General features: G+C 60.6%; 14 protein-coding genes and 3 rRNA genes. 11 read left to right on the top strand and 6 right to left on the bottom strand.

The annotated features are described in order from the left end of the window. Window positions 1–196 precede the first annotated feature (196 nt). From pdxA to rrf, 5 genes are all read left to right on the top strand, one after another. On the top strand, window positions 197–2,449 hold the full coding sequence (gene pdxA / locus KTR60_RS02655) for a 4-hydroxythreonine-4-phosphate dehydrogenase PdxA (RefSeq protein ID WP_064113774.1): 2,253 nt from the start codon (window positions 197–199) through the stop codon (window positions 2,447–2,449). 27 nt (window positions 2,450–2,476) lie between these two features. After that, window positions 2,477–3,244: a DeoR/GlpR family DNA-binding transcription regulator gene (locus tag KTR60_RS02660; protein WP_003941419.1), complete on the top strand. Its 768-nt coding sequence runs from the start codon at window positions 2,477–2,479 to the stop codon at window positions 3,242–3,244. Between the two features lie 638 nt (window positions 3,245–3,882). Continuing rightward, window positions 3,883–5,400: ribosomal RNA gene (locus tag KTR60_RS02665) — 16S ribosomal RNA — on the top strand. Window positions 5,401–5,727: 327 nt separating this feature from the next. Then, window positions 5,728–8,863 (top strand): 23S ribosomal RNA (locus KTR60_RS02670). Between the two features lie 153 nt (window positions 8,864–9,016). Next, window positions 9,017–9,133 (top strand): 5S ribosomal RNA (gene rrf / locus KTR60_RS02675). The 16S, 23S and 5S rRNA genes sit together here, the layout of an rRNA operon. A gap of 339 nt (window positions 9,134–9,472) precedes the next feature. On the opposite strand, the gene KTR60_RS02680 is transcribed toward rrf, so the two are convergent. Next, the gene (locus tag KTR60_RS02680) at window positions 9,473–10,867 is read right to left on the bottom strand and encodes a PLP-dependent aminotransferase family protein (protein ID WP_228401754.1); all 1,395 of its coding nucleotides are present in this window, start codon (window positions 10,865–10,867) and stop codon (window positions 9,473–9,475) included. A gap of 47 nt (window positions 10,868–10,914) precedes the next feature. Here KTR60_RS02680 and KTR60_RS02685 point away from each other — a divergent pair, with 47 nt between their 5' ends. The 4 genes from KTR60_RS02685 to KTR60_RS02700 all read left to right on the top strand — a co-directional run bounded on the left by KTR60_RS02685 (window position 10,915) and on the right by KTR60_RS02700 (window position 15,141). Further along, window positions 10,915–11,373 carry a carboxymuconolactone decarboxylase family protein gene (locus KTR60_RS02685; RefSeq protein ID WP_228401756.1) on the top strand — a complete coding sequence of 153 codons (459 nt, stop codon included), beginning with the start codon at window positions 10,915–10,917 and terminating at the stop codon, window positions 11,371–11,373. Window positions 11,374–11,992: 619 nt separating this feature from the next. Further along, window positions 11,993–13,438 (top strand): hypothetical protein, encoded by a 1,446-nt coding sequence (locus KTR60_RS02690; RefSeq protein WP_228401758.1) that lies wholly within the window; start codon window positions 11,993–11,995, stop codon window positions 13,436–13,438. 129 nt (window positions 13,439–13,567) lie between these two features. Beyond that, a complete protein-coding gene (locus tag KTR60_RS02695) occupies window positions 13,568–14,266 on the top strand; it encodes a class F sortase (RefSeq protein ID WP_228401760.1) in 699 nt (232 codons plus the stop codon). Between the two features lie 77 nt (window positions 14,267–14,343). Next, a complete protein-coding gene (locus KTR60_RS02700) occupies window positions 14,344–15,141 on the top strand; it encodes an SDR family NAD(P)-dependent oxidoreductase (protein WP_047269707.1) in 798 nt (265 codons plus the stop codon). 14 nt (window positions 15,142–15,155) lie between these two features. On the opposite strand, the gene KTR60_RS02705 is transcribed toward KTR60_RS02700, so the two are convergent. Next, window positions 15,156–16,277: a GGDEF domain-containing protein gene (locus KTR60_RS02705; protein WP_042450505.1), complete on the bottom strand. Its 1,122-nt coding sequence runs from the start codon at window positions 16,275–16,277 to the stop codon at window positions 15,156–15,158. Between the two features lie 175 nt (window positions 16,278–16,452). Between KTR60_RS02705 and KTR60_RS02710 the strand changes: the two genes are divergently transcribed. Then, window positions 16,453–17,097, top strand: a complete 645-nt coding sequence (locus KTR60_RS02710) for a GntR family transcriptional regulator (protein ID WP_007727164.1) — start codon at window positions 16,453–16,455, stop codon at window positions 17,095–17,097. Then, a complete protein-coding gene (locus tag KTR60_RS02715; protein ID WP_228401762.1) occupies window positions 17,097–18,371 on the top strand; it encodes an MFS transporter in 1,275 nt (424 codons plus the stop codon). Before KTR60_RS02710 ends, KTR60_RS02715 begins: the two co-directional genes overlap by 1 nt. Before the next feature lie 45 nt (window positions 18,372–18,416). Here the strand turns inward: KTR60_RS02715 and KTR60_RS02720 are convergent, their stop codons facing one another. The 4 genes from KTR60_RS02720 to KTR60_RS02735 all read right to left on the bottom strand — a co-directional run bounded on the left by KTR60_RS02720 (window position 18,417) and on the right by KTR60_RS02735 (window position 25,870). Then, entirely contained in the window at window positions 18,417–19,988 is a 1,572-nt protein-coding gene (locus KTR60_RS02720; protein ID WP_050655914.1) for a flotillin family protein, read from the bottom strand. A gap of 11 nt (window positions 19,989–19,999) precedes the next feature. Continuing rightward, window positions 20,000–20,515 (bottom strand): hypothetical protein, encoded by a 516-nt coding sequence (locus KTR60_RS02725; protein WP_063315111.1) that lies wholly within the window; start codon window positions 20,513–20,515, stop codon window positions 20,000–20,002. A 148-nt stretch (window positions 20,516–20,663) separates the two neighbouring features. After that, window positions 20,664–21,965, bottom strand: coding sequence for a M1 family metallopeptidase (locus KTR60_RS02730; RefSeq protein WP_228402254.1), 1,302 nt, complete (start codon window positions 21,963–21,965; stop codon window positions 20,664–20,666). 11 nt (window positions 21,966–21,976) lie between these two features. Continuing rightward, window positions 21,977–25,870: a Pls/PosA family non-ribosomal peptide synthetase gene (locus KTR60_RS02735; protein WP_219469203.1), complete on the bottom strand. Its 3,894-nt coding sequence runs from the start codon at window positions 25,868–25,870 to the stop codon at window positions 21,977–21,979. Window positions 25,871–25,890 lie beyond the last annotated feature (20 nt).

Consider the following 25,890-nt stretch of genomic DNA (forward strand, 5'->3'; position numbering starts at 1 on the left):
CTGACGGGGCAGCGTGGGGGCGACGCTCCGAGCGGACTGTTGGTGAACAATCGCGTCGGGCTCTCGCTTGTAACTCAGCTCACAATGGCACTGTTGCGCACTTCGCGCAAGTCCCGTAACTTCGATTGCGTACTTCGCGCATCGGTTGCGATGCTGTACATACTCGATTCAGACCGAAAGGGGGTCGAGGAATTCGATGAAACCACTGGTAATCATCGCTGATGATCTTTCCGGAGCAGCGGAGTCGGCCGCAGGATTTCTGCTCCGCAGTTCGGGCATATCGCTTCGGCTCGGCCCAGATGCGCCCGACGGATCAGGAGTGACGGTTTTCGATCTGCACTCACGGCGATCCGACCCCGCCAGAGCCTCTCGGGACGTAAGATCAGTTCTGCAATCGTCTGACGGCTCCGAGATCGTCAAGAAGATCGATTCCCTGCTCAGGGGCAACATAGCAGCGGAGGTTGGAGAACTCTCCCGCGACGGATCTCCGGTCATCGTCGCCGCCGGACTGCCCAGACAAGGGCGCACGGTGCAAGACGGCGTGGTGTTGGTCGATGGGGTTGCGTTGCACTCCACTGACCTGTGGCGCGCGGAGTCGAAGCCGACTCCTCGGTCGATTGCAGAGGCGCTCGGCCCGTCGGCAATCACTTCTGGCGTATCGCTGGATGACATTCGCTCCGGGCGTTTGAGCCAGGTTCTTGCGTCGATCTCAGAAGCCGGGTCGGTGGCGATCTGCGACGTCGAGACCGAGAGTGATCTGGAACTGATTGTGGCTGCAGCACAGGAGGTTCGGGGTTCTCGATTGGTAGGAACCTCGGCGCTCGCGATGGCAGTGGCACGACGAAGAACCGTGCAGTCACCCGTCGCGTGCCCATCTCTTCGTGTTTCTCGATTTACCTTGGTCGTCGTGGGGACGGCGGATGCGTCTGCCGGGGACCAAGTGGCATTGCTTCGGGATTCAGGGGCGCACCATATCGAAGTGAACAGTGCTGAGCTGCTGGCGCATTCGGTCGATCCGCTTCCGATTCTGAACGCACTGGATCGCGGAAACGTCGTGGTTTCGGTAAGTGGACCTGTCGTGCCTGCAGAATCCGTCCACCTCGTTTCGGCTCTCGCCGATCTGATCGCTGCCGTCGATGCAGGATTCTCCCACGACGATTACCCGATCGACCTGGTACTTACCGGTGGCGAAACCGCGCGCAGCGTTCTCGACCGCCTGCGGGTCGACACGCTGTCACCGATTTACGAAATCGAACACGGCGCCGTACTTTCCGTCGATCGAACCGGACGGTACATCGTCACGCGGCCAGGCAGTTTCGGGAATGCACACAGTCTCTTCTCCATAACGAAGTTTCTCGCGCAACCCACCCCGGTCGCCGCTCCGGACAGTCCGCCTTCAGTTACTCCTTCAGACAACGAGGTCAATCCCATGTCAATCGAATCCACTCCACTGCCGCTGATTGCTGTCACGATGGGCGACGGCGCCGGCGTCGGACCGGAAGTGATCGTCCCCGCACTCCTCGACGGTGAAACGAGAAAGCGTTGCCGCCCTGTTGTTGTCGGCGACGCGAAGCGATTACGATTGGCTGCCACGGTGCTCCGAATCGACGTCGACGTGGTCGCGATCGAGGAGATCAAGGATGCTGAATTCATCGATGGACGGATCAACGTCATCGACCTGGACTTGCTACCCGAGGATCTCGCCTGGGGTGAACTGTCGGCAGTCGCGGGAGATGCGGCCTATCAATATATCCGCGTCGCAAGCGAACTCGCCGTACGCGGTGAAGTCCAGTCGATCTGCACGGCGCCGCTGAACAAGGAAGCGCTGCATGCGGCAGGACACATCTATCCCGGACACACGGAATTGCTTGCGCACCTGACCGGTACCGAGGAGGTGTCGATGATGTTGTCGACCCCCAAGCTCAAGGTGATTCACGTGACCACTCACATCGGACTGCTCGATGCAGTTGCCAGGATCGAGCCCGGCCTGGTCGAGAGGACCATTCGTCGAGGTCACGAAGCTTTGGTGCGCACGGGCAATCCATCTCCGAAAATCGGCGTGTGCGGGATCAACCCGCATGCGGGGGAGAACGGGCTTTTCGGGTACGGAGAGGAAGAGCAGAAGATCATTCCCGCCGTTGAACTCTTGAAGGCAGAAGGAATCGACGTCCACGGCCCACTGCCGGCGGACACGGCATTCTTCCTCGCTGGACGTGGGGACTACGACTTGATCGTTGCGATGTACCACGATCAGGGGCACGGCCCGGTCAAGGTTCTCGGGATCGAGGCCGGCGTCAACATCACCGTCGGGTTACCTGTCATCCGTACCTCCGTCGATCACGGAACCGCTTTCGACATTGCAGGTAAGGGCATTGCCGAGGCCGGTAGTATGGTCGAAGCGCTGCGGCAGGCGGCCGAATTGGCAACCAGCACATTCGTTTCCAAGTAAGAACCACGGTTTGTAGGGGGAGGAGCGATGGCCATCCGGGAGTCGGAGGCGAGGCGGTCGGAGATTGCGAGGCTCGCTCGCACCAGCGGTCTGGCCAGTGTCGAGGATCTGTCTGCCCAATTCGGGGTGACTGCATCCACGATTCGTCGCGACCTGAGTCAGTTGACTGCCCAGGGAGTAATTGCTCGAACGTACGGCGGGGCGATTGCTCTCAACCCTCATCCGGAATCCTCCTTGCGTCAACGCGCAATGGAGGGATTCGACGCCAAACGGGGCATCGCCGAATGGGCTGCTGAGCAGGTTCGGCCCGGGGAAACCGTACTTCTTGATGCAGGTACCACCGTCGGAGCGATGGGAGAGTTCTTACGTCACGTGACGAATTTGACGGTGATCGCTGCAGGGCTGACGGCGCTCGAGGCGTTAGCCGACGCTGATGGCGTTCGAGTCGAATGTCTCGGCGGGACGCTGCGGCAGCTCAGTCAAGGATTCGTCGGGCCACTGGCGGAAGCGTCGCTGCAGCGGGTGTCGTTTGACAAGGCATTCCTCGGTGCCGATGCAGTTACGGCTGACCTGGGTATTTGTGAAGCTGAGCTCGATCAGACCCGGCTCAAGGAAATGATGATCGAACGTGCCGGCGAGGTCTACATCCTCGCCCACTCCGCCAAGCTCGGTGAACGTCCTTTCCATGCGTGGGCGCCGATACCGCCGGGGGCCGTGCTGGTTACCGATGCTGCAGTAGACGCAAAGCAAGTCGCGTTGTTTGAGGATGCAGGTATCCGAGTCCAAGTGGTGTGAGTTCCCGCTGCGTGCCGATCCGGGCACGGTGTCCGGCGTCACATGATGTCCGAATTCGTGAAAATCGACTGAAATGGGCAATCTTGCTGGGGAAATGGATACCTCTGAGTCTCTGACCTGTGGATTTGTCAAAGACTTCGGCGGACGCGTAACTTATTCCAAGTCAGAGCGACACGGACACCGACTCCCGCTTCACGGCGAGTGACACGAGGTTGTACGAAGTGCCTGACCAAATTTCGAAGTAGTTTCCATCGTGTATGGTTGTGCTTCACCTCCAGTTCTTCCCCGAATGTTCAGCGGTTTGCGCCGGTGGCCAGGTTGGGATAGGCTGGAAAAGTTGCCCCGGAGCGGCGGCCATAGGGTCGTGGTGATGGTGTGTGCGTGTTCTTTGAGAACTCAACAGTGTGTCGATGAATGTCAGTGCCAAATTTTTTTGGTACTTCGCATGTCGGATGATGTTCCGGGCCTTCGGGTTTCGGTTCTGATGTTCGGGGTGTGAGTATTTTTCGTCGGTGATTGTTCATTCTTCCGTCTGAATGGTTGCCGACACATTTTTTGCTAGTTGAGTTTTTTTGCTAGTGATTTGACTCTTTTTGTCTATGACTGATTAGTGGGCTTGCCCGCGAAATCTAGAGTCTTCAACGGAGAGTTTGATCCTGGCTCAGGACGAACGCTGGCGGCGTGCTTAACACATGCAAGTCGAGCGGTAAGGCCTTTCGGGGTACACGAGCGGCGAACGGGTGAGTAACACGTGGGTGATCTGCCCTGCACTTCGGGATAAGCCTGGGAAACTGGGTCTAATACCGGATATGACCTCAGGTTGCATGACTTGGGGTGGAAAGATTTATCGGTGCAGGATGGGCCCGCGGCCTATCAGCTTGTTGGTGGGGTAATGGCCTACCAAGGCGACGACGGGTAGCCGACCTGAGAGGGTGACCGGCCACACTGGGACTGAGACACGGCCCAGACTCCTACGGGAGGCAGCAGTGGGGAATATTGCACAATGGGCGAAAGCCTGATGCAGCGACGCCGCGTGAGGGATGACGGCCTTCGGGTTGTAAACCTCTTTCAGCAGGGACGAAGCGCAAGTGACGGTACCTGCAGAAGAAGCACCGGCTAACTACGTGCCAGCAGCCGCGGTAATACGTAGGGTGCAAGCGTTGTCCGGAATTACTGGGCGTAAAGAGTTCGTAGGCGGTTTGTCGCGTCGTTTGTGAAAACCAGCAGCTCAACTGCTGGCTTGCAGGCGATACGGGCAGACTTGAGTACTGCAGGGGAGACTGGAATTCCTGGTGTAGCGGTGAAATGCGCAGATATCAGGAGGAACACCGGTGGCGAAGGCGGGTCTCTGGGCAGTAACTGACGCTGAGGAACGAAAGCGTGGGTAGCGAACAGGATTAGATACCCTGGTAGTCCACGCCGTAAACGGTGGGCGCTAGGTGTGGGTTCCTTCCACGGAATCCGTGCCGTAGCTAACGCATTAAGCGCCCCGCCTGGGGAGTACGGCCGCAAGGCTAAAACTCAAAGGAATTGACGGGGGCCCGCACAAGCGGCGGAGCATGTGGATTAATTCGATGCAACGCGAAGAACCTTACCTGGGTTTGACATATACCGGAAAGCTGCAGAGATGTGGCCCCCCTTGTGGTCGGTATACAGGTGGTGCATGGCTGTCGTCAGCTCGTGTCGTGAGATGTTGGGTTAAGTCCCGCAACGAGCGCAACCCCTATCTTATGTTGCCAGCACGTTATGGTGGGGACTCGTAAGAGACTGCCGGGGTCAACTCGGAGGAAGGTGGGGACGACGTCAAGTCATCATGCCCCTTATGTCCAGGGCTTCACACATGCTACAATGGCCAGTACAGAGGGCTGCGAGACCGTGAGGTGGAGCGAATCCCTTAAAGCTGGTCTCAGTTCGGATCGGGGTCTGCAACTCGACCCCGTGAAGTCGGAGTCGCTAGTAATCGCAGATCAGCAACGCTGCGGTGAATACGTTCCCGGGCCTTGTACACACCGCCCGTCACGTCATGAAAGTCGGTAACACCCGAAGCCGGTGGCTTAACCCCTTGTGGGAGGGAGCCGTCGAAGGTGGGATCGGCGATTGGGACGAAGTCGTAACAAGGTAGCCGTACCGGAAGGTGCGGCTGGATCACCTCCTTTCTAAGGAGCTTCTCCAATGTCAGGGTTCACACAGGTGAATTACTGGTTGGCAGAGACCGTTTCGGACACGATGTTGTCCGGCGGTTGCTCATGGGTGGATCGCTGACAAACTTGATCGTCGTACGGTTTCTCCTCTGTGGGAAACCGACGAACAATATATCGACATACTGTTGGGTCCTGAGAGAACACGCGAGTGTTTCCTCGAAGGAAGTAACGACAAATGACTGCAGTTGTCATACCGGTCCACTTTGGTGGGTGTTGGTGTCAACGTGTGTGTGGTTGTTTGTGTGTTGTTTGAGAACTGCACAGTGGACGCGAGCATCTTTGTTGTAAGTAATGAAGAGCGTACGGTGGATGCCTTGGCACCAGGAGCCGATGAAGGACGTAGGAGGCTGCGATAAGCCTCGGGGAGCTGTCAACCGAGCTGTGATCCGAGGATGTCCGAATGGGGAAACCCAGCACGAGTGATGTCGTGTTACCCGCGCCTGAATATATAGGGCGTGTGGAGGGAACGTGGGGAAGTGAAACATCTCAGTACCCACAGGAAGAGAAAACAACCGTGATTCCGTGAGTAGTGGCGAGCGAAAGCGGAAGAGGCTAAACCATGGGTGTGTGATAGCCGGCAGGTGTTGCATTCGTGGGGTTGTGGGGTTCATTTTGTCAATACTGCCGTGTTGGCCAACAGTAAGAAATCACAGGGTTAGTGGAAGTGGTCTGGAACGGCCTGTCGTAGAGGGTGAGAATCCCGTACACGAAAACTTTGTGACTGTTGTAATGGAAACCCAAGTAGCACCGGGCCCGTGAAATCTGGTGTGAATCTGTCGGGACCACCCGATAAGCCTGAATACTCCCTGGTGACCGATAGCGGACTAGTACCGTGAGGGAAAGGTGAAAAGTACCCCGGGAGGGGAGTGAAATAGTACCTGAAACCGTGCGCTTACAATCCGTCAGAGCCTTCGAGCAGTTTACTGCTGGGGGTGATGGCGTGCCTTTTGAAGAATGAGCCTGCGAGTTAGTGGCATGTCGCGAGGTTAACCCGTGTGGGGTAGCCGTAGCGAAAGCGAGTCCGAATAGGGCGATCGTAGTGGCATGCTCTAGACCCGAAGCGGAGTGATCTACCCATGGCCAGGTTGAAGCGACGGTAAGACGTCGTGGAGGACCGAACCCACTTAGGTTGAAAACTGAGGGGATGAGTTGTGGGTAGGGGTGAAAGGCCAATCAAACTCCGTGATAGCTGGTTCTCCCCGAAATGCATTTAGGTGCAGCGTCGCGTGTTTCTCACCGGAGGTAGAGCTACTGGATGGTCTAGGGGGCCCACAAGCTTACCGAAATCAGCCAAACTCCGAATGCCGGTGAGTGAGAGCGCGGCAGTGAGACTGCGGGCGATAAGGTTCGTAGTCGAGAGGGAAACAGCCCAGATCGCCAGCTAAGGTCCCTAAGCGTGTACTAAGTGGAAAAGGATGTGGGGTCGCGAAGACAACCAGGAGGTTGGCTTAGAAGCAGCCACCCTTGAAAGAGTGCGTAATAGCTCACTGGTCAAGTGATCCTGCGCCGACAATGTAGCGGGGCTCAAGTACACCACCGAAGCTGCGGCATTCACGCAATAGCCCCCAGTTGATCCAAGGATTTTCTGGCAGGTGTGTGGATGGGTAGGGGAGCGTCGTGTGGCCATGGAAGCGGCAGGGTGACCTAGCCGTGGAGGCCACACGAGTGAGAATGCAGGCATGAGTAGCGAAAGACGAGTGAGAAACTCGTCCGCCGAATGACCAAGGGTTCCTGGGCCAGGTTAATCCGCCCAGGGTGAGTCGGGACCTAAGACGAGGCCGACAGGCGTAGCCGATGGACAACGGGTTGATATTCCCGTACCCGTGTGAACGCGCCCATGGTGAATCAGTGATACTAACCATCCTGAAGCCACGAGAAGACCTTCGGGTCTCGAGTTGGTGGATGCATGGGACCTGATCTGGTAGTAGCCAAGCGATGGGGTGACGCAGGAAGGTAGCTGAGCCAGTCAGTGGTAATACTGGTGTAAGCGTGTAGGGCGTGACCTAGGCAAATCCGGGTCGCATACAAGCCTGAGACGTGATGCGTAGCCGATTGAGGCGAATTCAGTGATCCTATGCTGCCGAGAAAAGCCTCTAGCGAGCTTTCACACGGCCCGTACCCCAAACCGACACAGGTGGTCAGGTAGAGAATACTAAGGCGATCGAGATAACTATGGTTAAGGAACTCGGCAAAATGCCCCCGTAACTTCGGGAGAAGGGGGGCCCTGTCTGGTGACGACATTTACTGTCTGAGCTGGGTGGGGCCGCAGAGACCAGTGAGAAGCGACTGTTTACTAAAAACACAGGTCCGTGCGAAGTCGTAAGACGATGTATACGGACTGACGCCTGCCCGGTGCTGGAAGGTTAAGAGGACCGGTTAGTTCCTTCGGGAGCGAAGCTGAGAATTTAAGCCCCAGTAAACGGCGGTGGTAACTATAACCATCCTAAGGTAGCGAAATTCCTTGTCGGGTAAGTTCCGACCTGCACGAATGGCGTAACGACTTCTCAGCTGTCTCAACCGTAGACTCGGCGAAATTGCATTACGAGTAAAGATGCTCGTTACGCGCGGCAGGACGAAAAGACCCCGGGACCTTCACTACAGCTTGGTATTGGTGTTCGGTTCGGTTTGTGTAGGATAGGTGGGAGACTGTGAAGCGGTGACGCCAGTTATCGTGGAGTCGTTGTTGAAATACCACTCTGATCGAATTGGACCTCTAACCTCGGACCATGATCTGGTTCAGGGACAGTGCCTGGTGGGTAGTTTAACTGGGGCGGTTGCCTCCCAAAATGTAACGGAGGCGCCCAAAGGTTCCCTCAGCCTGGTTGGCAATCAGGTGTCGAGTGCAAGTGCACAAGGGAGCTTGACTGTGAGACTGACAGGTCGAGCAGGGACGAAAGTCGGGACTAGTGATCCGGCACCGGCAAGTGGAAGCGGTGTCGCTCAACGGATAAAAGGTACCCCGGGGATAACAGGCTGATCTTCCCCAAGAGTCCATATCGACGGGATGGTTTGGCACCTCGATGTCGGCTCGTCGCATCCTGGGGCTGGAGTAGGTCCCAAGGGTTGGGCTGTTCGCCCATTAAAGCGGCACGCGAGCTGGGTTTAGAACGTCGTGAGACAGTTCGGTCTCTATCCGCCGCGCGCGTTAGAAACTTGAGGAAGGCTGTCCCTAGTACGAGAGGACCGGGACGGACGAACCTCTGGTGTGCCAGTTGTTCCGCCAGGAGCACCGCTGGTTAGCTACGTTCGGAAGGGATAACCGCTGAAAGCATCTAAGCGGGAAGCCTGTTCCAAGATGAGGTTTCTCACCCCCTCGAGGGGGTAAGGCCCCCGGCAGACCACCGGGTTGATAGGCCAGAACTGGAAGTGCAGTAATGCATGCAGGTGACTGGTACTAATAGGCCGAGGACTTACCACAAAGAAGCTACGCGTCCACTGTGCGGTATCTGAAACAACACACAGATACTGATGAGAAACCCTGTTTTCTCCATCCCCCAACACCAGAAACTGGTGTTGACGGGTGGTGAAACCAGGTGATCAGAAGAAGGTTACTGTGACAGTTTCATAGAGTTACGGCGGTCATAGCGAAGGGGAAACGCCCGGTCCCATTCCGAACCCGGAAGCTAAGCCCTTCAGCGCCGATGGTACTGCACTCGACAGGGTGTGGGAGAGTAGGACACCGCCGAACACACATTAGAGAAGCCCCCCAACCAGTACTGGTTGGGGGGCTTTCTCGTACCCAAAACACCCCACCCCGCCAACACCCGAAAGCACCGCCGCCGGCACCCCCGACTTCGAGCGAACGGCACTTTCGTCGCCCCAGATCGACCCAACGTACCGTTCACACCATCAAGGGCGGGCACGCCGCCGACTCACCACCCCGTCCGGGATCGAGTGAACGACACGCTCACCCTCTTCAACGAGATGAACGGTACGTTCACTCCATCAGGGCAGGGCAGGGCAGGGCAGGGCAGGGCAGGGCAGGGCAGGGCAGGGCAGGTGAGCGGATGGGCAGATCCGACAGGCGTTATCGCAGAGCCGCCTGCAGCACCTCGCAGAGCACGTCCAGCGTCCTCGAATACTGCGACTGCGTCGGCGTGCTGTAGCCGACGACGATGCCGTCACCGCCGACTGACGACACGTCGGGATGTCGGAAGACCGACAGCCCTTCGAGCCCGAGGTCGCGCGCCTGGGCCGCTGCAAGAACAGATTGTTCGGTGCCGGAGGGCAGACGGATCACAGCGTGAAGTCCCGCGGAGATCCCCTCGACCCTGACCTGGGGTACTTGCTGCGCAAGTGTCGCAACCAGTTGATCGCGTCGTCGTCGGTACGAGGTGCGCATCTTTCGAATATGGCTGTCGAATCTTCCGGATTCGATGAAGTCCGCCAAGGTCAATTGATCCGTTGAACTTACCCAGCGTTCGTAGGGTCCCTTTGTTGCGAGGACAGGTTCGATCAGCCTGTCCGGCAACACCATCCATCCGATGCGAATTGCCGGCGACAGTGTCTTGCTGACAGTGCCCAGGTACGCAACGTGCTGCGGTGCGATTCCTTGGAGTGCACCGACAGGTTTTCTGTCGTAACGGAATTCGCCGTCGTAGTCGTCCTCGATGATGACGCCACCCGTAGTCGTGGCCCATTCGAGAGCGGTCGCGCGCCTCGCCGGTGTGAGGGGACCGCCGAGAGGGAACTGATGGGTCGGCGTCAGCAGAACACTTTCAGCAGATGTAGAGGCCAATTCGTCTGTGCAAGTGCCTGATTCGTCAACCGATATGGGAACTGTCAGCAGCCCTTCGTCGGCGAGCAACTGCCGGTGCAGGTGAAGGCAGAAAGCGTCGACCGCAATCGTTCCTCCGAGTGCGCGGGCAAGGAGGGAGATCCCGTGACCCGAGCTGGCACTGATCACAATGCAGTTCGGATCGACGCGAACGCCTCTGGTGCGGCTCAGGTATGTGGTGAGGGCGTTTCGGAGTTCGACTCGGCCTCTGGGATCAGTAGTCGCGAACGCGTCGGTCGGCGCGGTGGTCAAAGCACGTCTGGCGGACGAAATCCATGCAGCGCGGGGAAACGCCGACGCGTCGGGCGATCCAGGGAGAAGGCTGTAGGTCCAGCGTCGTCGAGTCGGTGATGGCTCGACCTCGCGGGTGTGTGTGCTGGCGAGCGTGGCGACCAGGGTCCCGGAACCAGGCCGTGTGACAAGCCACCCAGCTGCGGCGAGTTCGGCATAGCAGTCCGCAACGGTGTTTCGGGCAACTCCGAGGTCGAGCGCGAGGGTGCGGGAAGGTGGGAGTCTGGTGCCGGGCTTCAGCAGTCCACTGTCGATCGCGTCGCGAAGGGTCTGAAGCAGTGCAGCGCGAACCCCGATTCCCTGTGGCAGCTCGATATGTAGATCGAACCCAAGATTGGCCCACGAATTCACCACCGGATTGAACCATGTTTCCGGGTCTTTCCGGGATTACCGTTTGAGTTATGACTACAGCAACAGGACAAAGACTGGATATCGCAAAGCTGGCGCCCGAGGTCTACAAGGCGATGATTGCGTTGGATGCCGCTGCACGCAAGGGGCTGGAGCCGACGCTCGTCGAGCTGGTCCTCACGCGTGCGTCGCAGCTGAATCATTGCGCATGGTGCCTGGACATGCACACTCGCGACGCACGAAAGGTCGGCGTGACGGAGCAGAAGCTCTACCTACTGAACGCGTGGGAAGAAGCGCGAGGGATGTACTCCGATCGTGAACGTGCCGCGCTCGCCTTGACCGAGGCCGTGACAGTCCTCACCGACGGTTTCGTTCCGGACGAGGTGTTCAGCGAGGCTGCCGGCGAATTCTCGGACGTGGAACTGGCTCAGCTCATCAGCGTCATTTTGACGATCAATGCGTGGAATCGCATTGCGGTTACCACGAGGAAGGCGCCTCCGGTCCGAGACTGATCCGAGGCCGTGCTCCGCTCTCCGGCAGGGCAGGGTTCCGCCGTCGGAGATCTGGATAATCGACGCAAAGAGGACCAAAAGATTGGTTCAGGGTGCGAACAAAACCAACAGATTCTTTGAATGTGAGGCAAATCACACAATGTGAGTGGAGATTGTTCTGGGCATCTACAAGTTGCCCGAATCCCGACAAAGCAGTCTCGGTCGGAAGTTTCCGGCGAAGGGGTCCGCATAGCGGGCCCCTTCTTTTGCGCGCGAGCTGAAAACGCCCCTTCCTGTGAGTTTCCCCAGAATGTCCAAGTTACCGACTGGCTAGCGTTGGCGAAATGTCGGGAACGTCGCGGTTGGATGAGCAGATTTTGGGGGGGATCGCGATTGTTGTGCGGTTGGACAAAGGTTCAGTCACCTTCATGGCTAACTCGTCATCCGAATGTCCAAGCTGCGCCCTGGGTGCTCGACGATTGGGTGATCTTTCTTGAAACATGCACTACATTGCCATTCAGTAACTGGCTGATTGCCAAAAGTGATCGGCTGATCCTCTCGGAAGTGAGCGCTGGGTGGCGTGGTATTGGGAATCCAGGCAACCGTCCCGCTACCGAAATGTCTTGAAAGGGAAGCTTTGATGACTGTGTCTGGTTCACGGCGTAGGCCGCTTGTTCTCCGGCTCTCGCTAACTGCAGCTATTGCCGTAACGGTCGCCGGTGGTAGCGTTGCTTTTGCTTCGCCAGCTGTGTCCGCGCCGATGCCGGTGCGAACCGCGGCCGCTCCGGCGTTCACCGCCGGGTTGTGTGAGGGCACCGAGTACACGCCCTCGGAGCAGATGCTCGACATCTCCGGCATTCGGCTGGATCACTACAACGACGGCAACATCGTGCCGATGTACGGCACCACCGATCGGGGTACCTCGGCCGCGGTGGATGCTCCGGTCTGCGGTGTCCGCGACGTCGACGGAATTGCGAAGTCGGAATGGATGTACTGCACGGACTTCGATCTCGATCCGTGTGCCGGTGTCGACGAGAACGGTTTGCCGGTTGACAAGCACAACGACGAGATGGGTGCGACGGTGCCGTCTTCGGGCAATCCCGATCTGTCAGCCGACGATCTCGCTGTCATCAGTTGGTTGCTGCAGAATCCCGCCAAACTCGACGGTGTCGTTTCGGGAAATGGCAGCGAGGATGCACGTTCGGCGCGGCAGACGCTTGTGTGGTGTGTCTCGGACTACGACAATCCGCTGATGGCCGATTTCAAAAGCCTGTGCGACAGGAACATCGGCGACGACGAGCGAGCTCGCATCGTCGAGATCATGAACGTCACGCAGACGCTCGACCTCGTTCGCAAGACACCCGCGACGGGGACTCTGAAGGCCGGCGAGACTGCCGTTTTCACCCTGAATACGAATATGTACCGGAAGCCGATCACTGTTCAGTCCTCGGCGGGCACCGAACTGACCGTCTGTGGTGACAACGCCACGGCGACGTTGACTGCAAATCAACTGACGGTCGACGGCCGCGGCGACGCACCGACTGCTGTTGATCTTTGCCTCACCGCTGCGGCCGGCGGGGACTACTCGGTGACTGCAAGCGTCATTCCGGATTCGGTCGAGAACCTGCACTGGAACACGGCAGGCGCACAGTGCCAGATCTTCGCGTCGTTCGACACCGTTCGGCCGGCTTCGATGAATGCATCTGCCAGCGTCGGATATGCAGCAGCACCCACGACGACACCGGCAACGAGCACGCCGGCAACAACGACACCGGCAACGACCACACCGGCCACCACGACGCCTGCAACCCCGGTCGTTCCGATCGTGCCGATTGTTCCCATCGTGCCCATCGTGCCGATTGTGCCTGTAGTTCCGGGTGCACCTGTTCCGTCGCAGCCGGTTGCAACTCCCGCAACTCCGGCGCCGTCGGCTCCGAAGCCGGCCACTGGCCCCCGCCCGGTTGCCATCGACGGTGGTGCTGCTGAACAGAATTCAGGCCGCAACGTCGCCGTCGCAGTGACGGGCCTCGGGCTTGTCGGAATGGCTGCTGCCGGAGCAGTTGCTCTCCGCCGCAAGCGATCCTGACACCAGGCACGTGTAGTAGACGTCGGCACCGATCACGCTTCGTGTGATCGGTGCCGACATTGATCAGACGCAGGGGGCGTCAATTCGCACGAGGTGCCGGGGGCGCCTCATCCCGCAGGAGACAGTTCGATGACCATGTACGAGTCGGATCCCAATCCATCCAATCCATACGACGATCCCAACCACGATCAGCCCGCGAGTCCAGGCAAAGGGCGTCGTGTCGCGTTCATCCTGGCTCTCATCGCGGTGTTGGTCGCCGGTGCTTCCATGGCCTTCGTCGGCCTGCGATCCTCCGATGACGATGCTGCGATCCCGCCGAGTCCGGGAGTTGTCATGTCGCACTCCGCGAATCCGGCAGCGCCTACGGATGCGTTGATGACTCCCAACACTCTTTCGCTCGACCCGGTCGGTGTTCAGGCGCCGATCGTGGACGCCACCGTGCCGGAAGGAGTTCTCACTCCGCCGGAGAACGTCAAGAACGTCGGAATCTGGCTCGACGGTGCATCTCTCGATTCCGCCACCGGCACGACCTTGATTGCCGGACACGTCAATCTGACCGGCCAGGGTAACGGCGCGCTGTTCGACCTGGGCACGATCGAGCCGGGTGAAGTGATCCGTACATCCGACGCGACGGGTAAGAGCACGTCGTGGAAGGTGACTGCGGTGACGACGCGCCCGAAGGCCGATGGTGTGGAGGAAAGCGTGCTGGCCGGCCCGGAAGGCCCTCGTAAGTTGGCAGTCGTAACCTGCGGCGGCGAACTGCAATTCGAGGACGGTGTGGGCAACTACGCCGACAACGTCTACCTGTACGCGGATCTGATGGTCTGAGACACAGGAATGATTCCGACGGTCCCCGATCCCTCTTCGTAGAGATCGGGGACCGCCTGTTGGATAGTGTCGCAGGTATGGATCTTCACTTGTCTGGAAAGCGTGCGATCGTTGCCGGTGGTAGCAAGGGGATCGGTCTGGCAATCGCCAGAGGTCTGGCCGCTGAAGGGGTCGACATCGCGATACTCGCGCGCACTGAGCGAACCGTCGTAAGCGTTGCACGAGATTTGGTTTCGGAGTTCGGAATTCGTGCGATCGGAGTCGTGACGGATACGCGAGACGACGACGCGGTTCAGGCGTCGGTGCGGCAAGTAGTAGAGGAGTTCGGCGGCGTCGACATTCTGGTCAACTCCGCAGCGACTCCGTTCAGCGCCGGAAAGCCGACGGATTTCGAGGCGACCACCGACGACGTCGTGCGAGACGAAGTCGAAGTGAAAGTGCTCGGCTACCTGCGCACTGCGCGTGCTGTAGCGCCGTATCTGATCGATCAGGGTTGGGGTCGGATCATCAACATCAGCGGTTTGGGTGCCAGACAGGCAACCTCGATCGCCCACACGATCCGCAACGTCAGTGTGTCTGCGCTGACCAAGAATCTTGCAGACGAGCTGGGCCCCAAGGGAATCAACGTCACCGTCGTCCATCCGGGCGTGACGCGGACCGAGAGGTTGACCGCGCGGATTGCGCGCGAGTCGGAAGAATCCGGCCGCTCGCAGGCGGAGGTGGAGCGGGGTATCGCGACGAATTCGATACACCGGATCATCGACGCCGAAGAGGTGGCTGATGTCGTGACCTTCCTGGCATCGCCGCGAAGCATCGCGATCACCGGTGACGCAGTGGCAGCGGGTGGAGGAGTGCCAGGGCCGGTCTACTACTGAAATTGTGCGTACTGCTACCTGCCGGCGGTGGTGACGATCGTGTGAACGCGTCCGCCGCCGAGTCTCTTGCTTTCGTACATCGCCGAATCGGCGACTTTCTGCATGTCCGTGAACGCTGCTGCGCGGTCTTCTCCGGCGACGAATTTGTGGGTACGCACGGCGATTCCGATGCTCGAAGTCGACGGTATCTCGTCGGTATTCGAGTGCATTGCCGGTCCGATCGAGTTGAGCATCGGTCCGATGGCTGGCACGGAAAGTCTTTGAACGAGGATGAATTCGTCGCCGCCGACCCGCGCGACGACAGCATCGGCGTGTGCCCAGGCGGATAACCGCTGCGATACCCGGAGAATGATGCGATCGCCGACGTCGTGGCCGTGCACGTCGTTGATCGTCTTGAACCGGTCGATGTCGATCGCGATCACGAGTAGTGCCGCAGATTCTTGACGCTGGAACCCCTCGAGTACCTTCTCGACGTGGCGGTCGAGGCCACGACGGTTCAAGAGGCCGGTGAGAGGATCGAGGTCGGAACTGGAAGCATCCATGCTGAGCATCGTCAGCACGATCTGCGAGATGAATGCGCAGACCACCAACGCGGTGATGACGACCAGTACTTTCGAAACACCAAGGGCTGGATCGCGATCCGGCCCGAACAGAATTGGCTGCGCAGCCACCGCGATCACAAGAAGCGAAAAAGCTATGTGCGCGATCTGCAACTTCGGGTTGTGGAAGTAGGCGATGTAGATGCCGACCAGAGCAAAAATGACACAGGTGAGCAATCGTGCGAGCTGGGAGGAATCTCCAACGACGGAGATCGTGACCGCGATGTCGCAGAAGACCACGAAACCGAACGAGCGACGCTTTGTGGGGCCGAAGACCCACCATGAGACTCCGACTACGAAGCACGAGATCACGACAACAGTATTGAAGAACAGCGCAATCGTGCTTGTCGGACCGGCAGGGCTGAATCTGTTCAGTAGTGCGCACACTCCCAGTCCGATGACAATGATGCCAAGTAATAGCCGGGTGGCGGTCGTGAGGCCGTTGTCGCGGAGATAGCGAGTGAAGCGGTCGTATTGATCGGGAAGAATCAACCACTCGCGGGTCAGCGTCCTCATCGACTTCATCTGCGATGTCATGAGTGCATCAGTCCTCGAAGGCTGGAGCGTGCGCCATTCATCGCGAACTGATTCCTCTTCTGTCTGGCACATTGCAATGCTAACTGGATCGATGCCGCATCGGACCGAGATGTTCGGATCGGCGACCCGGATGTCTGCGTTGCGCCAGCATGGAGTATAAATACATCTTGTGTCTATGTTGTATTCCGCTTCCGAAACCGTCTTCCGCGAAGTCAAGGAGCTGATCCTTTCCGGCGAGCTCGCCGGCGGGGAGCTGATCAGTGAGGGTGACATCGCTGCACGGACCAATGTGAGCCGAACGCCGGTGCGTGAGGCGTTTCTGCGTCTCGAGTCGGAAGGTTGGATGCGCCTCTATCCGAAGAAGGGGGCGCTGATCGTCCCGGTCGCGGATGGGGAAGCGGAACACGTAGTCAGTGCCAGACAGCTCGTCGAGACTCAGAGCGTTCGAGTGGTGTCGGTCCGACCGCACGCACGGGAAGCGCTTGTCGCAGCGTTGCGCGCGAATCTGATCGAGCAACGTGAGATTGCTGATCGCGGGGACGTGGCCGCGTTCAGCGCAATCGATGCAGACTTCCACAAGATGATCGTTGCCGCCGGCGGGAACCCTTTGCTCGACTCGTTCTACGCGAGTCTGCGCGACAGGCAACGACGGATGACAGCCCGGTCGATCTCACGCGACCCCGGCCAACTCTCGCGCATCCTTGCCGATCACACCGCGCTTACCGACCTCGTCGACACAGGCGATGCCGACGGATACAACACTGCCGTCCTCACACACATGCGCCAGGTCCACGGCCTCGGCTTCGAAGGAACTCTGTGATGAGCACCCAAACGATCGGCGCTGGGACCGCGGCCGAAACTCGTCTCGAGGGTGAACGCCTCTCCGGCGGAAAGTGGCTGTGGCTGACCGTTGCCGCCAGTATGTTCGCCGCTGCCTGGGGCGGAAACGAATTCACCCCACTGCTGGTGATGTACCGACTCGACCACGGCTATTCGCCGGTGATGGTCGATTTCTTCCTCTTCGCCTACGTCGTCGGAATTGTGCCGGCCCTGCTGCTCGGCGGCCCGCTGTCCGATCGATTGGGTCGACGCCCGATCATGCTCCCCGCGCCGATCATCGCGATCGCCGGTTCGACGCTGCTCGCTTTCGGGGCGGACTCCGCCGCTGCTCTCATCCTGGGAAGAATCCTCTGTGGCATCGCCTTGGGGATCGGTATGGCCGTCGGCGGCTCCTGGGTCAAGGAGTTGTCCACGCAACCTTGGGACCCGACGGCGTCGGAAGGCGCAGGTGCTCGGCGAGCAGCGATGAGTCTGACCGCGGGCTTCGCCTTGGGAGCGGGTGCTGCGGGAATCTTGGCGCAGTGGGCGCCCATGCCGAGTGTGTTGGCGTACGTGCTGCACATCGCGATCACCGTCCTCGCCGCCATGGCGCTGTGGCGTGCGCCCGAAACACGACCGGCACAGGCGAAATCCGACCGTCGCAGGTTGATCGACGACCTCAAGATCCCCTCGGCAGGTCACCGCAGATTCCTCTACGTCGTCGTTCCGTTGGCGCCGTGGGTGTTCGGTGCCGCCAGTGTCGCGTATGCAGTTATTCCGGCGCTCATGACCGGGCACAGTGGCGATGAGCCCGTGGCCTTTTCGGCTCTGCTGTGCATGGTCGCGCTGACATGCGGATTCGCGATTCAGTCGTTGGGGCGCAAGATCGACACCGACCGCAGTGCTCGTGGCGCCGTTGTGGCTCTGGTGTTTCTGGTGGTCGGTATGGCCGGTGCTGCTCTGGTTGCGTCGACGCTGACCGTGGCGATCGCGATCGTGGCTGCAGCGATCCTCGGTTGCGGGTACGGCATGGCACTGGTGTCCGGGTTGCTGGAGATCCAGCGAATCGCGGGGCCGGACGATCTGGCAGGATTGACCGCGGTGTTCTACTCGATCACCTACATCGGGTTCGCGGTGCCTGCGTTGCTGGCGATGCTGTCGGAAAGCATTCCGGCACTGAGCTACACGGTGACTCTGCTGTTCGGATCAGCCGCCGCCGCTGCCTGCTTGATTCTGATTCTCTTCAAGTCGCGTTCACATCTTCCGAGCGCGTGAAGCCGGCCCGCCGACTCCTGCGAGAGTCGGCGGACCGGGGCGAAATCACGCGTCTACGGTTGCGGAACCGTTTTCCGAATTGTGGACCGAATTGTGTACCGAACCAGCCGGAACCGATGCGGTCTTGTTCAGGCCGTTGAGCAAACCGGTGATATCGACGCCTGAGCTTTCGAGAGTTTCGATGACACCGGCAATCACCTGGGGACTGATGCCCAGGATCGAGCCGATCGAACCCTGCGCCCCGTCGCTGCCGCCGACGATGGAGATCCGATCGATGTCGCCGACCGGCTTCGCTGCTGCTGCGGTGGCGTCGACCAGTGCTGCCAGAACGTCAGGCAGAGTGAGCAACTGCGCGGCCTGCGGGGTGTAGGAATTGAGCGCCTCGGCGATCTGACGCTTACCGGCAGCTTCGGCTTCGAGCTTGGCGCGCAAACCATCCGCTTCGGCCTGCTGTTCGGCGCGAACGGCGTCGGCCGCTACCTTGCGGCCGTCAGCTTCGGCTTCCAGACGTGCACGAAGGCCGTCGGCATCAGCCTGCTGCTCGGAGCGAACAGCGTCGGCGACGAGCTTTCGTGCATCGGCCTGAGCCCCGCCGGCCTGCCTTGCTGACTCGGCCTGTGCCTGGGCGCGGAGGATCGCGGCCTGTCGCTCACCCTCTGCGCGTGCGATGGAGGCTTGGCGTTCGGCCTCGGCCGGTGCAATGACATCTGCCTGCAATGCCGCTTCCGATTGCTGGGCGCGACGACGCTCGACCTCGGTGCGAGCTTCGACGCGGGCCGCCTCGGCCTGCTCACGTGCGATGCCGACGGCCTTCTCGGCCGTTGCCTGCGCGAGTGGTCCGGCCTGGTCGGCTTCGGCATTCTCGGCTTCGGTCTGTGCTCGCAGGCGAGCGAGTTCGACGTCGCGCTTCTGATTTGCACTCGCGATCGCAGTGTCGGCCTCGGCCTGTGCGACGGAGCCTGCCTGTCGCGCCTTTGCCGACTGGATCTGCGAATCACGCTCTGCTTCAGCAGTTCCGATCGCGGCATCACGTTTGACCTCGGCGATGCGGCGCTGACCGAGCGATTCGAGGTAGCCGTTGAAGTCGGAGATTCCCGCGATCTTGATGACATCGACTTCCATGCCGATGCGTGCGAGGTCGCCGCCTGCCTCCTCGACCACGCTGCGTGCGAGCGAATCGCGGTTGGAGTTCAGATCCTCGACCGTCATGGTTGCGGTGATTCCGCGCAGGCTACCGGCGAGGATTTCGTTGATCTGCTGCTGGAGTTCGTCCAGGTCGGAGGTCAGGAATCGTTGCACCGCTGTCTGAACCGCTTCGTCGGCAGAACCGATTCGTACCAGGCCGACTGCCTCGACGTTGACCGGAACACCGTCGTTGGAGAGCGCATTCTTGAGATTGATGCTGACGTTGAACGGCTCGAGCGACATGATGTCGACGCGTTCGATTCCCGGAATCTTGAACCGGGCTCCGCCGCGGACGACTTTCGGCTTGCCTCGTCCGGTGAAGACCGCCACTTCGTTCGGCGGGACCTTGACGTAGTTCTTCACGTAGATCGCGGGGAGAACGATGAAGATGATTACTGCGACTACAACCGCAATGATGATGATTGGCAGCATGTATCGAGTCCTTAGATCGCGTCGTCAACCGTGACGACGTGAAGGTATTGATCGTCCACATCGGCGATGTAGACGGTGGTGCCGGTGGTGAGCGCCATCGGCTGTGCACTGACGGCCTTGGCCTGGACGCGATTGCCTTCGGCGTCGACGAACGAGACTTCTCCCCAACCTTCGGCTGCGATGGTGAGGGTGACCGTGCCCAACAGTCCGTGGTATGAATTGCGCCCGATGTGCGAATTATCTTGTTGTTTAAGGAGATAGGGGAGAAGAAGGCCGCGCGTGACGACAACGAGAACGGCGGCGAGTGCGAGTGCTGCAATCACCGCTACCAACGTCGGAGCGTCCGCGAGAGTGGCAGCTACGCCGCCGGCGCCGAAGCCGAAAAGTGCTGTGGCCAAAGTTGTCAGGCTCAGAAATGGCAGCCCGTCTGCGTGGCCGCCGCCCAGATCTGCAACCTCGCCGACGGCAAAGGCTCCGATCAGGGCGACGACCCCGATCACGAAACATATTGTGAATACAACAAACATCGATCCCCCGATCTACCTGTCGAGGAAGCGTGCCCTGAGAATTGTGTTGTCGGGGTCGTCCCTCGGCCCACCTCTATAGTAAAGGTAAGACAAAGCTAATCGGCGCATTCGGAATGTTTCGGCGTGGTGCTACGGCTGGGGGAAAGCGTCAAAGCCGAGGTAGCGGGCGTTGATTCAGCCATGCATCCCAGAGAGGGCGCAGTGGGGTGTCGGTGAAACGTGAAGCGAGATCGGTGAATTGCTCGGTGCTGACCGTGCTGTGCCGATGCTTCGTGGTCCACTGGCGGATCAGTTCGAAGAATTTCTCGTCTCCGAGAACGCCGCGCAGGGCGTGCAGAGTCAAGGCGCCCCGCTTGTAGATTCGATCGTCGAACATCAGGGCAGGACCGGGATTGGCGACGATCAAGTCCTGAGATTTACGCCCGAGCCCTTGATAGGCGTTGGTCGCGAGTTGGTTCGAGGATGGGCCACCGGAATTCTCGGACCAGATCCACTCCGCGTAACAGGCAAAGCCTTCGTGCAGCCAGATGTCGCACCACTGCCCGAGAGTGAGGCTGTTGCCGAACCATTGATGGGCAAGCTCGTGTGCGACAAGACGTTCGGAACCGCGCCTGCCCGTGCAATGGTTGGCTCCGAAGATCGAGAGTCCCTGCGCTTCGATGGGGATTTCGAGTTCGTCGTCGGTGACCACAGCGGTGTAGTCGGCAAAGGGATACGGTCCGAACAGCTTTCCGAAGACCTCCAACATCTGGGGTTGGCGCCCGAAGTCGATGTCGAACGCTGCTCGCAGCCGAGGTGGGTGAACGGCGAAGACCGGTACCGGCCCGGCGCTCACTTGTCGGTGCTCGTACTGACCGATCTGAATGGTTGCCAGGTAGGTTGCCATCGGTTCGGTCTGCTCGTAGACCCACGTCGTCTGACTTGCACGGGTCTGCTTGCGGATCAGCTTGCCGTTGGCGAGGGCATAGAACGGGGAATCGGTGGTGATCGAGATGCGGTACGACGCTTTGGAAATCGGATGGTCGTCGCACGGGAACCAGGACGCCGCGCCGTTGGGCTGACTTGCGACCAAAGTTCCTTCGTCGAGTTCCTCCCATCCGACTTCGCCCCACAGGCTCTTGATCGGCTCGGGGTTGCCGCTGTACGCGATGGTGACCGACAGGGCACCGCCCGCGGGGATCTTGGTAGACGGCGTGAGGATCAGCTTGTTGTTCAAGTGCGCGTACTTGGTGCCGCGGGCACCGTTGACGGACACCTTGGACACCTGCAGGTTCTGCGCGAGGTCGAAGCTGAACTTGGATCGGCTCTCGGTGGTGACAGCGGTGATGACAGCTTTGCCGGCGAGACGGTTGCTGAAGACCTTGTACGTCAGTTCCAGTTCGTACCGGGACACGCGGTACCCGCGGTTGCCGTTGAGCGGCAGGTACGGATCGATCGGCTCCTCGAGCATTCGGTTCGGCTTCACGACGCCACCCACGGTGCAATCGGGTTGCCCTGCCAGCGGGTGGAGGGCGGAACGGTGTCACCTCGCATCACCAGAGATGCAGGCCCTACCGTCGCTCCCGCGCCGATGCCGGCTGCGGGTAGCGCGACACAGTGCGGTCCCAGCGTTGCTCCTGCTCCCAAAGTGACGGTGTCCATGGACATGATCCGATCATGGAAGAGATGAGTTTGCACGACGCACCCCCGTTCCACTGTCGCTCCGTCGCCCAAAGTCACAAGATCTGCCTCGGGTAGCCAGTACGACTCACACCAAACGCCCTTGCCGATCTTGGCCCCGAGCCCACGCAAGAAGATGTTCAGTACGGCAGTACCAGTCGCTGCGCGAGCGAACCACGGCGCCGCGACGGTTTCGACGAACGCGTCGGCTACCTCGTTGCGCCAGACGAACGAACTCCACAGCGGATGCTCGACCTTGGCGATGCGCCCGACGACGATCCACTTGGCGGCGATGGTGATCGCGCCCGCCACTGCTCCGGCGACGAGCAGAATTACGCCGCTCAACAGAGCCGCGAACCAGAATCCGACGGCGCCGACCAGTGCTTCGAGTGCAAACAGAACACCGAGACCGATGCCGAACGTGACCATCACGGGGATCAGTCGGCAGGTTTCGACCACTCCGCGGGCGATCTTGAGTCGCATCGGCGGATTGAACGTGCGGGCGGCGTCGGTGTCCCCGGCAGCCCTTCTCAGACGTACCGGTGGACTACCCAGCCACGATGATCCGGACTTGGCCTTGGACGGGGTAGCCGACAGAACCGCCACGAGACCGTTCTTGGGGACGCGTCGACCGGGGGCGGTCATACCGGAGTTGCCGAGGAACGCACGCTTGCCGATCTTGGCCTGTTCGATGTGCATCCAGCCGCCGCCGAGGCCGTAGCTCGCAACCATGGTGTCGTCGGCGAGGAATGCGCCGTCGGCGACCGTCGTGAACTTGGGAAGGAGGAGCACGGTGGATGCTTCGACGTTCTTGCCGATCTTGGCGCCGAGGAGGCGGAGCCATCCCGGCGTCAGCAGGCTCGCGTAGAGCGGGAAGAGGAAGGTTCTGGCCGAGTCGAGCAGGCGTTCGGTCGCCCACACCTGCCAGCCGATGCGGCTGCGGACAGGGTGGTAGCCGGGGGTCAGCCCGATCGAGAGAAGACGAACGGCCACAAGGGTGATGACTGCGAAGACGAGCAAACTCAGGATGGTCGCGACGGGAAGCATGATCAGCGATTGGAGCACTGCACTCGCGAGCGTGTCGGTGTCGCGGATCCACCAACCGATCAAGGCGATTCCGGCCATCAGAGCGAAGATCGGCATACCGGCCAGGAAGACCGAGGTGACGCCGTATACCGGCACCCAGCCGGGTGCGCGCTTCGGATGTTCGGCCGGCCAAGGATGATTCGCTTTCCCGACCTTGGTGGCGGGGGAGCCGGCCCACTGCTGGTTTGCCTTCACTCGGCCGAACACCGCAGATCCGGGTTCGACGACGGCGTCGCGACCGATACGCGCGCCGGGCAGAAGCGTCGAGCGTGAACCGACGGAGGCGCCGTCGCCGATCTTGATCTCGCCGATGTGAATGACGTCGCCGTCGATCCAGTGGCCGGAGAGGTCGACTTCGGGTTCGACGGAGCAGCCGTCACCGAGTTCGAGCATGCCGGTGATGGGAGGAAGTGTGTGGAGATCGACGCCGCTGCCGATGTCGGCGCCGAGGGCGCGGGCGTAGTAGAGCATCCACGGTGCGCCCGAAAGGTTTGCTGCGCCACTGGCTTCGGTGAGTCGGAGCGCTATCCACAGACGCAGGTGTTCACTACCACCTCGCGGGTACGTTCCTGGCTCCAACTTGCGTAGGAGCAGGCGCGCCCCGACGACGGCGATGGTCATACGGCCGATCGGCGTGATGAACACGATGAACGCCAACAGGATCCACCACCACGAGACCGTGGGCGCCCAGCTGACGTCGACGAACCAGCCGAGGACGTTGTTCGCGATCGCCAGCCACGTCACCCACTGCAGTCCGGTGAGCGTCGTGAGCGGAACGGTGACGGCGATCTGCGCGAGCTGAGTCTTCAAGGGTGTCGGAGCGACGATGCGCGGCTCCACAGTTTCGGTGGGTGCCAATTCGTCGAGATATTCGGCGAGCGATCCCAACCGTGGGTGGTCGTAGAGCTGTGCGACGGTCACTTCGGGGAACCGCTCGCGCAGGGCGGTTACCAGCTGAGCCGCAGAGAGGGATCCGCCGCCCACTTCGAAGAAGTCGTCGTCGAGTCCGGTGATCTGCGCGCCCAGGATCGATCCCCACAGGCCGGCAACCCAGGCAGCGGTGCCGTCGAGGCCCAACGCGGCCCCCGCATCTTCACCGGCGCCGGGCAAGGGCCACGGCAGCGCATTGCGGTCGACCTTGCCTGACGTACGCGTCGGAAGTTCGTCCATCAACGCCAGACGCGGCACGAGGGCTGCTGGTAGCTGCTCGCTGAGCAGCGCATGAGCGGCCTTGAGATCGAAGTCGGGATCCGTGCTGGCGATGTATCCGACGAGGAGCTGGTTGCCGGCTGCAGTCTTCTTCACGGCTGCGGCAGCGCCGCTCACGCCCGGCAGGTTCTGCAAGGCGTTGTCGACCTCACCGAGTTCGATGCGCCTGCCGCCGAGCTTGACCTGATCGTCCGCGCGGCCCTGGAACATCAGGCCGGTGGTCTCGAGCCGGACCAGGTCGCCGCTTCGGTAGGCGCGATCCCACCCGAGCGAGGGCATCGACGCGTACTTCTCGGCGTCCTTCGCGGGATCGAGGTAACGGGCGAGGCCGACGCCGCCGATCACCAGCTCGCCCACCTCACCGACCGCGACGGGATTGCTCTGGGCGTCGACGACGGCAAGGTCCCAGCCGTCGAGGGGGAGGCCGATGCTGACGGGGCTCTTGCCGTCCATCAGTGCGCCGCAGGCGACGACGGTTGCCTCGGTGGGGCCGTAAGTGTTCCAGACCTCGCGGCCCTCGACGGCCAGGCGCTCTGCCAGTTCGGGTGGGCAGGCTTCGCCGCCGAAGATCAGGAGTCGAACGGCTTCGAGGGCCTCGGCCGGCCACAGAGACGCAAGCGTCGGCACAGTGGAGACGATGCTGACGTCACGCGAGACCAGCCACGGGCCGAGGTCCATGCCGCTGCGAACCAGTGAACGAGGCGCCGGGACGAGGCAGGCGCCGTGACGCCACGCGAGCCACATCTCCTCGCAGGACGCGTCGAATGCCACGGAGAGTCCCGCGAGGACGCGGTCACCAGGCCCGATGGGCTCGTCCTGGAGGAACATGCGCGCCTCGGCGTCGACGAAGGCAGCGGCATTGAGGTGAGTGACCGCGACGCCCTTGGGGGTGCCCGTGGATCCTGAGGTGAAGATGATCCAGGCGTCGTCCTCGGGTTCGGGTTCGCGAACCGGTGGATGTTCGAGCCGCTTCGGCGCCGTCCCCGGCTGGATTCCGTCGCCGGTGATGATTGCCGCTACCTGCGCCTCGCCGAACACCAACTCGGCGCGCTCTTCCGGATCGTCGGCGTCGACGGGAACGTAGGCGGCGCCCGCCGCGAGGATCGACAGGATCGCCACGTACAGCGAACGCGAACCTGACGGCATCCTGATTCCGACGCGGTCACCTGCGCCGACGCCGGCATCACCGAGCCAGCGCGCACCGAGCGCGATCTCGTCGAGCAACTCCGAGTACGACAGTGTGGTGTCGCCGTCGTCGATGGCAGGTGCTTCCGGGTTGGCCTCGGCTGAGGCCCGCACGATGTCGATGAGCGTGCGCGGCGCAGGTGCATGCGCCGACCGTAGGAATACGGACGGAATCCCGAAAGATTGTTCCGTCTCCGACTGCGACTGGAGTGGCAAACCCGTTGGTCCTGTTCTAC

Source organism: Rhodococcus sp. C1, assembly GCF_020809065.1.
In the GTDB taxonomy this organism is placed as follows: Bacteria; Actinomycetota; Actinomycetes; order Mycobacteriales; family Mycobacteriaceae; genus Rhodococcus_F; species Rhodococcus_F qingshengii.

Coding starts and splice junctions, on each gene's coding strand:
- pdxA (WP_064113774.1), top strand. CDS start 197: ATGAAACCACTGGTAATCATCGCTGATGATCTTTCCGGAGCAGCGGAG.
- KTR60_RS02660 (WP_003941419.1), top strand. CDS start 2,477: ATGGCCATCCGGGAGTCGGAGGCGAGGCGGTCGGAGATTGCGAGGCTC.
- KTR60_RS02685 (WP_228401756.1), top strand. CDS start 10,915: ATGACTACAGCAACAGGACAAAGACTGGATATCGCAAAGCTGGCGCCC.
- KTR60_RS02690 (WP_228401758.1), top strand. CDS start 11,993: ATGACTGTGTCTGGTTCACGGCGTAGGCCGCTTGTTCTCCGGCTCTCG.
- KTR60_RS02695 (WP_228401760.1), top strand. CDS start 13,568: ATGACCATGTACGAGTCGGATCCCAATCCATCCAATCCATACGACGAT.
- KTR60_RS02700 (WP_047269707.1), top strand. CDS start 14,344: ATGGATCTTCACTTGTCTGGAAAGCGTGCGATCGTTGCCGGTGGTAGC.
- KTR60_RS02705 (WP_042450505.1), bottom strand. CDS start 16,277: ATGACATCGCAGATGAAGTCGATGAGGACGCTGACCCGCGAGTGGTTG.
- KTR60_RS02710 (WP_007727164.1), top strand. CDS start 16,453: ATGTTGTATTCCGCTTCCGAAACCGTCTTCCGCGAAGTCAAGGAGCTG.
- KTR60_RS02715 (WP_228401762.1), top strand. CDS start 17,097: ATGAGCACCCAAACGATCGGCGCTGGGACCGCGGCCGAAACTCGTCTC.
- KTR60_RS02720 (WP_050655914.1), bottom strand. CDS start 19,988: ATGCTGCCAATCATCATCATTGCGGTTGTAGTCGCAGTAATCATCTTC.
- KTR60_RS02725 (WP_063315111.1), bottom strand. CDS start 20,515: ATGTTTGTTGTATTCACAATATGTTTCGTGATCGGGGTCGTCGCCCTG.
- KTR60_RS02730 (WP_228402254.1), bottom strand. CDS start 21,965: ATGCTCGAGGAGCCGATCGATCCGTACCTGCCGCTCAACGGCAACCGC.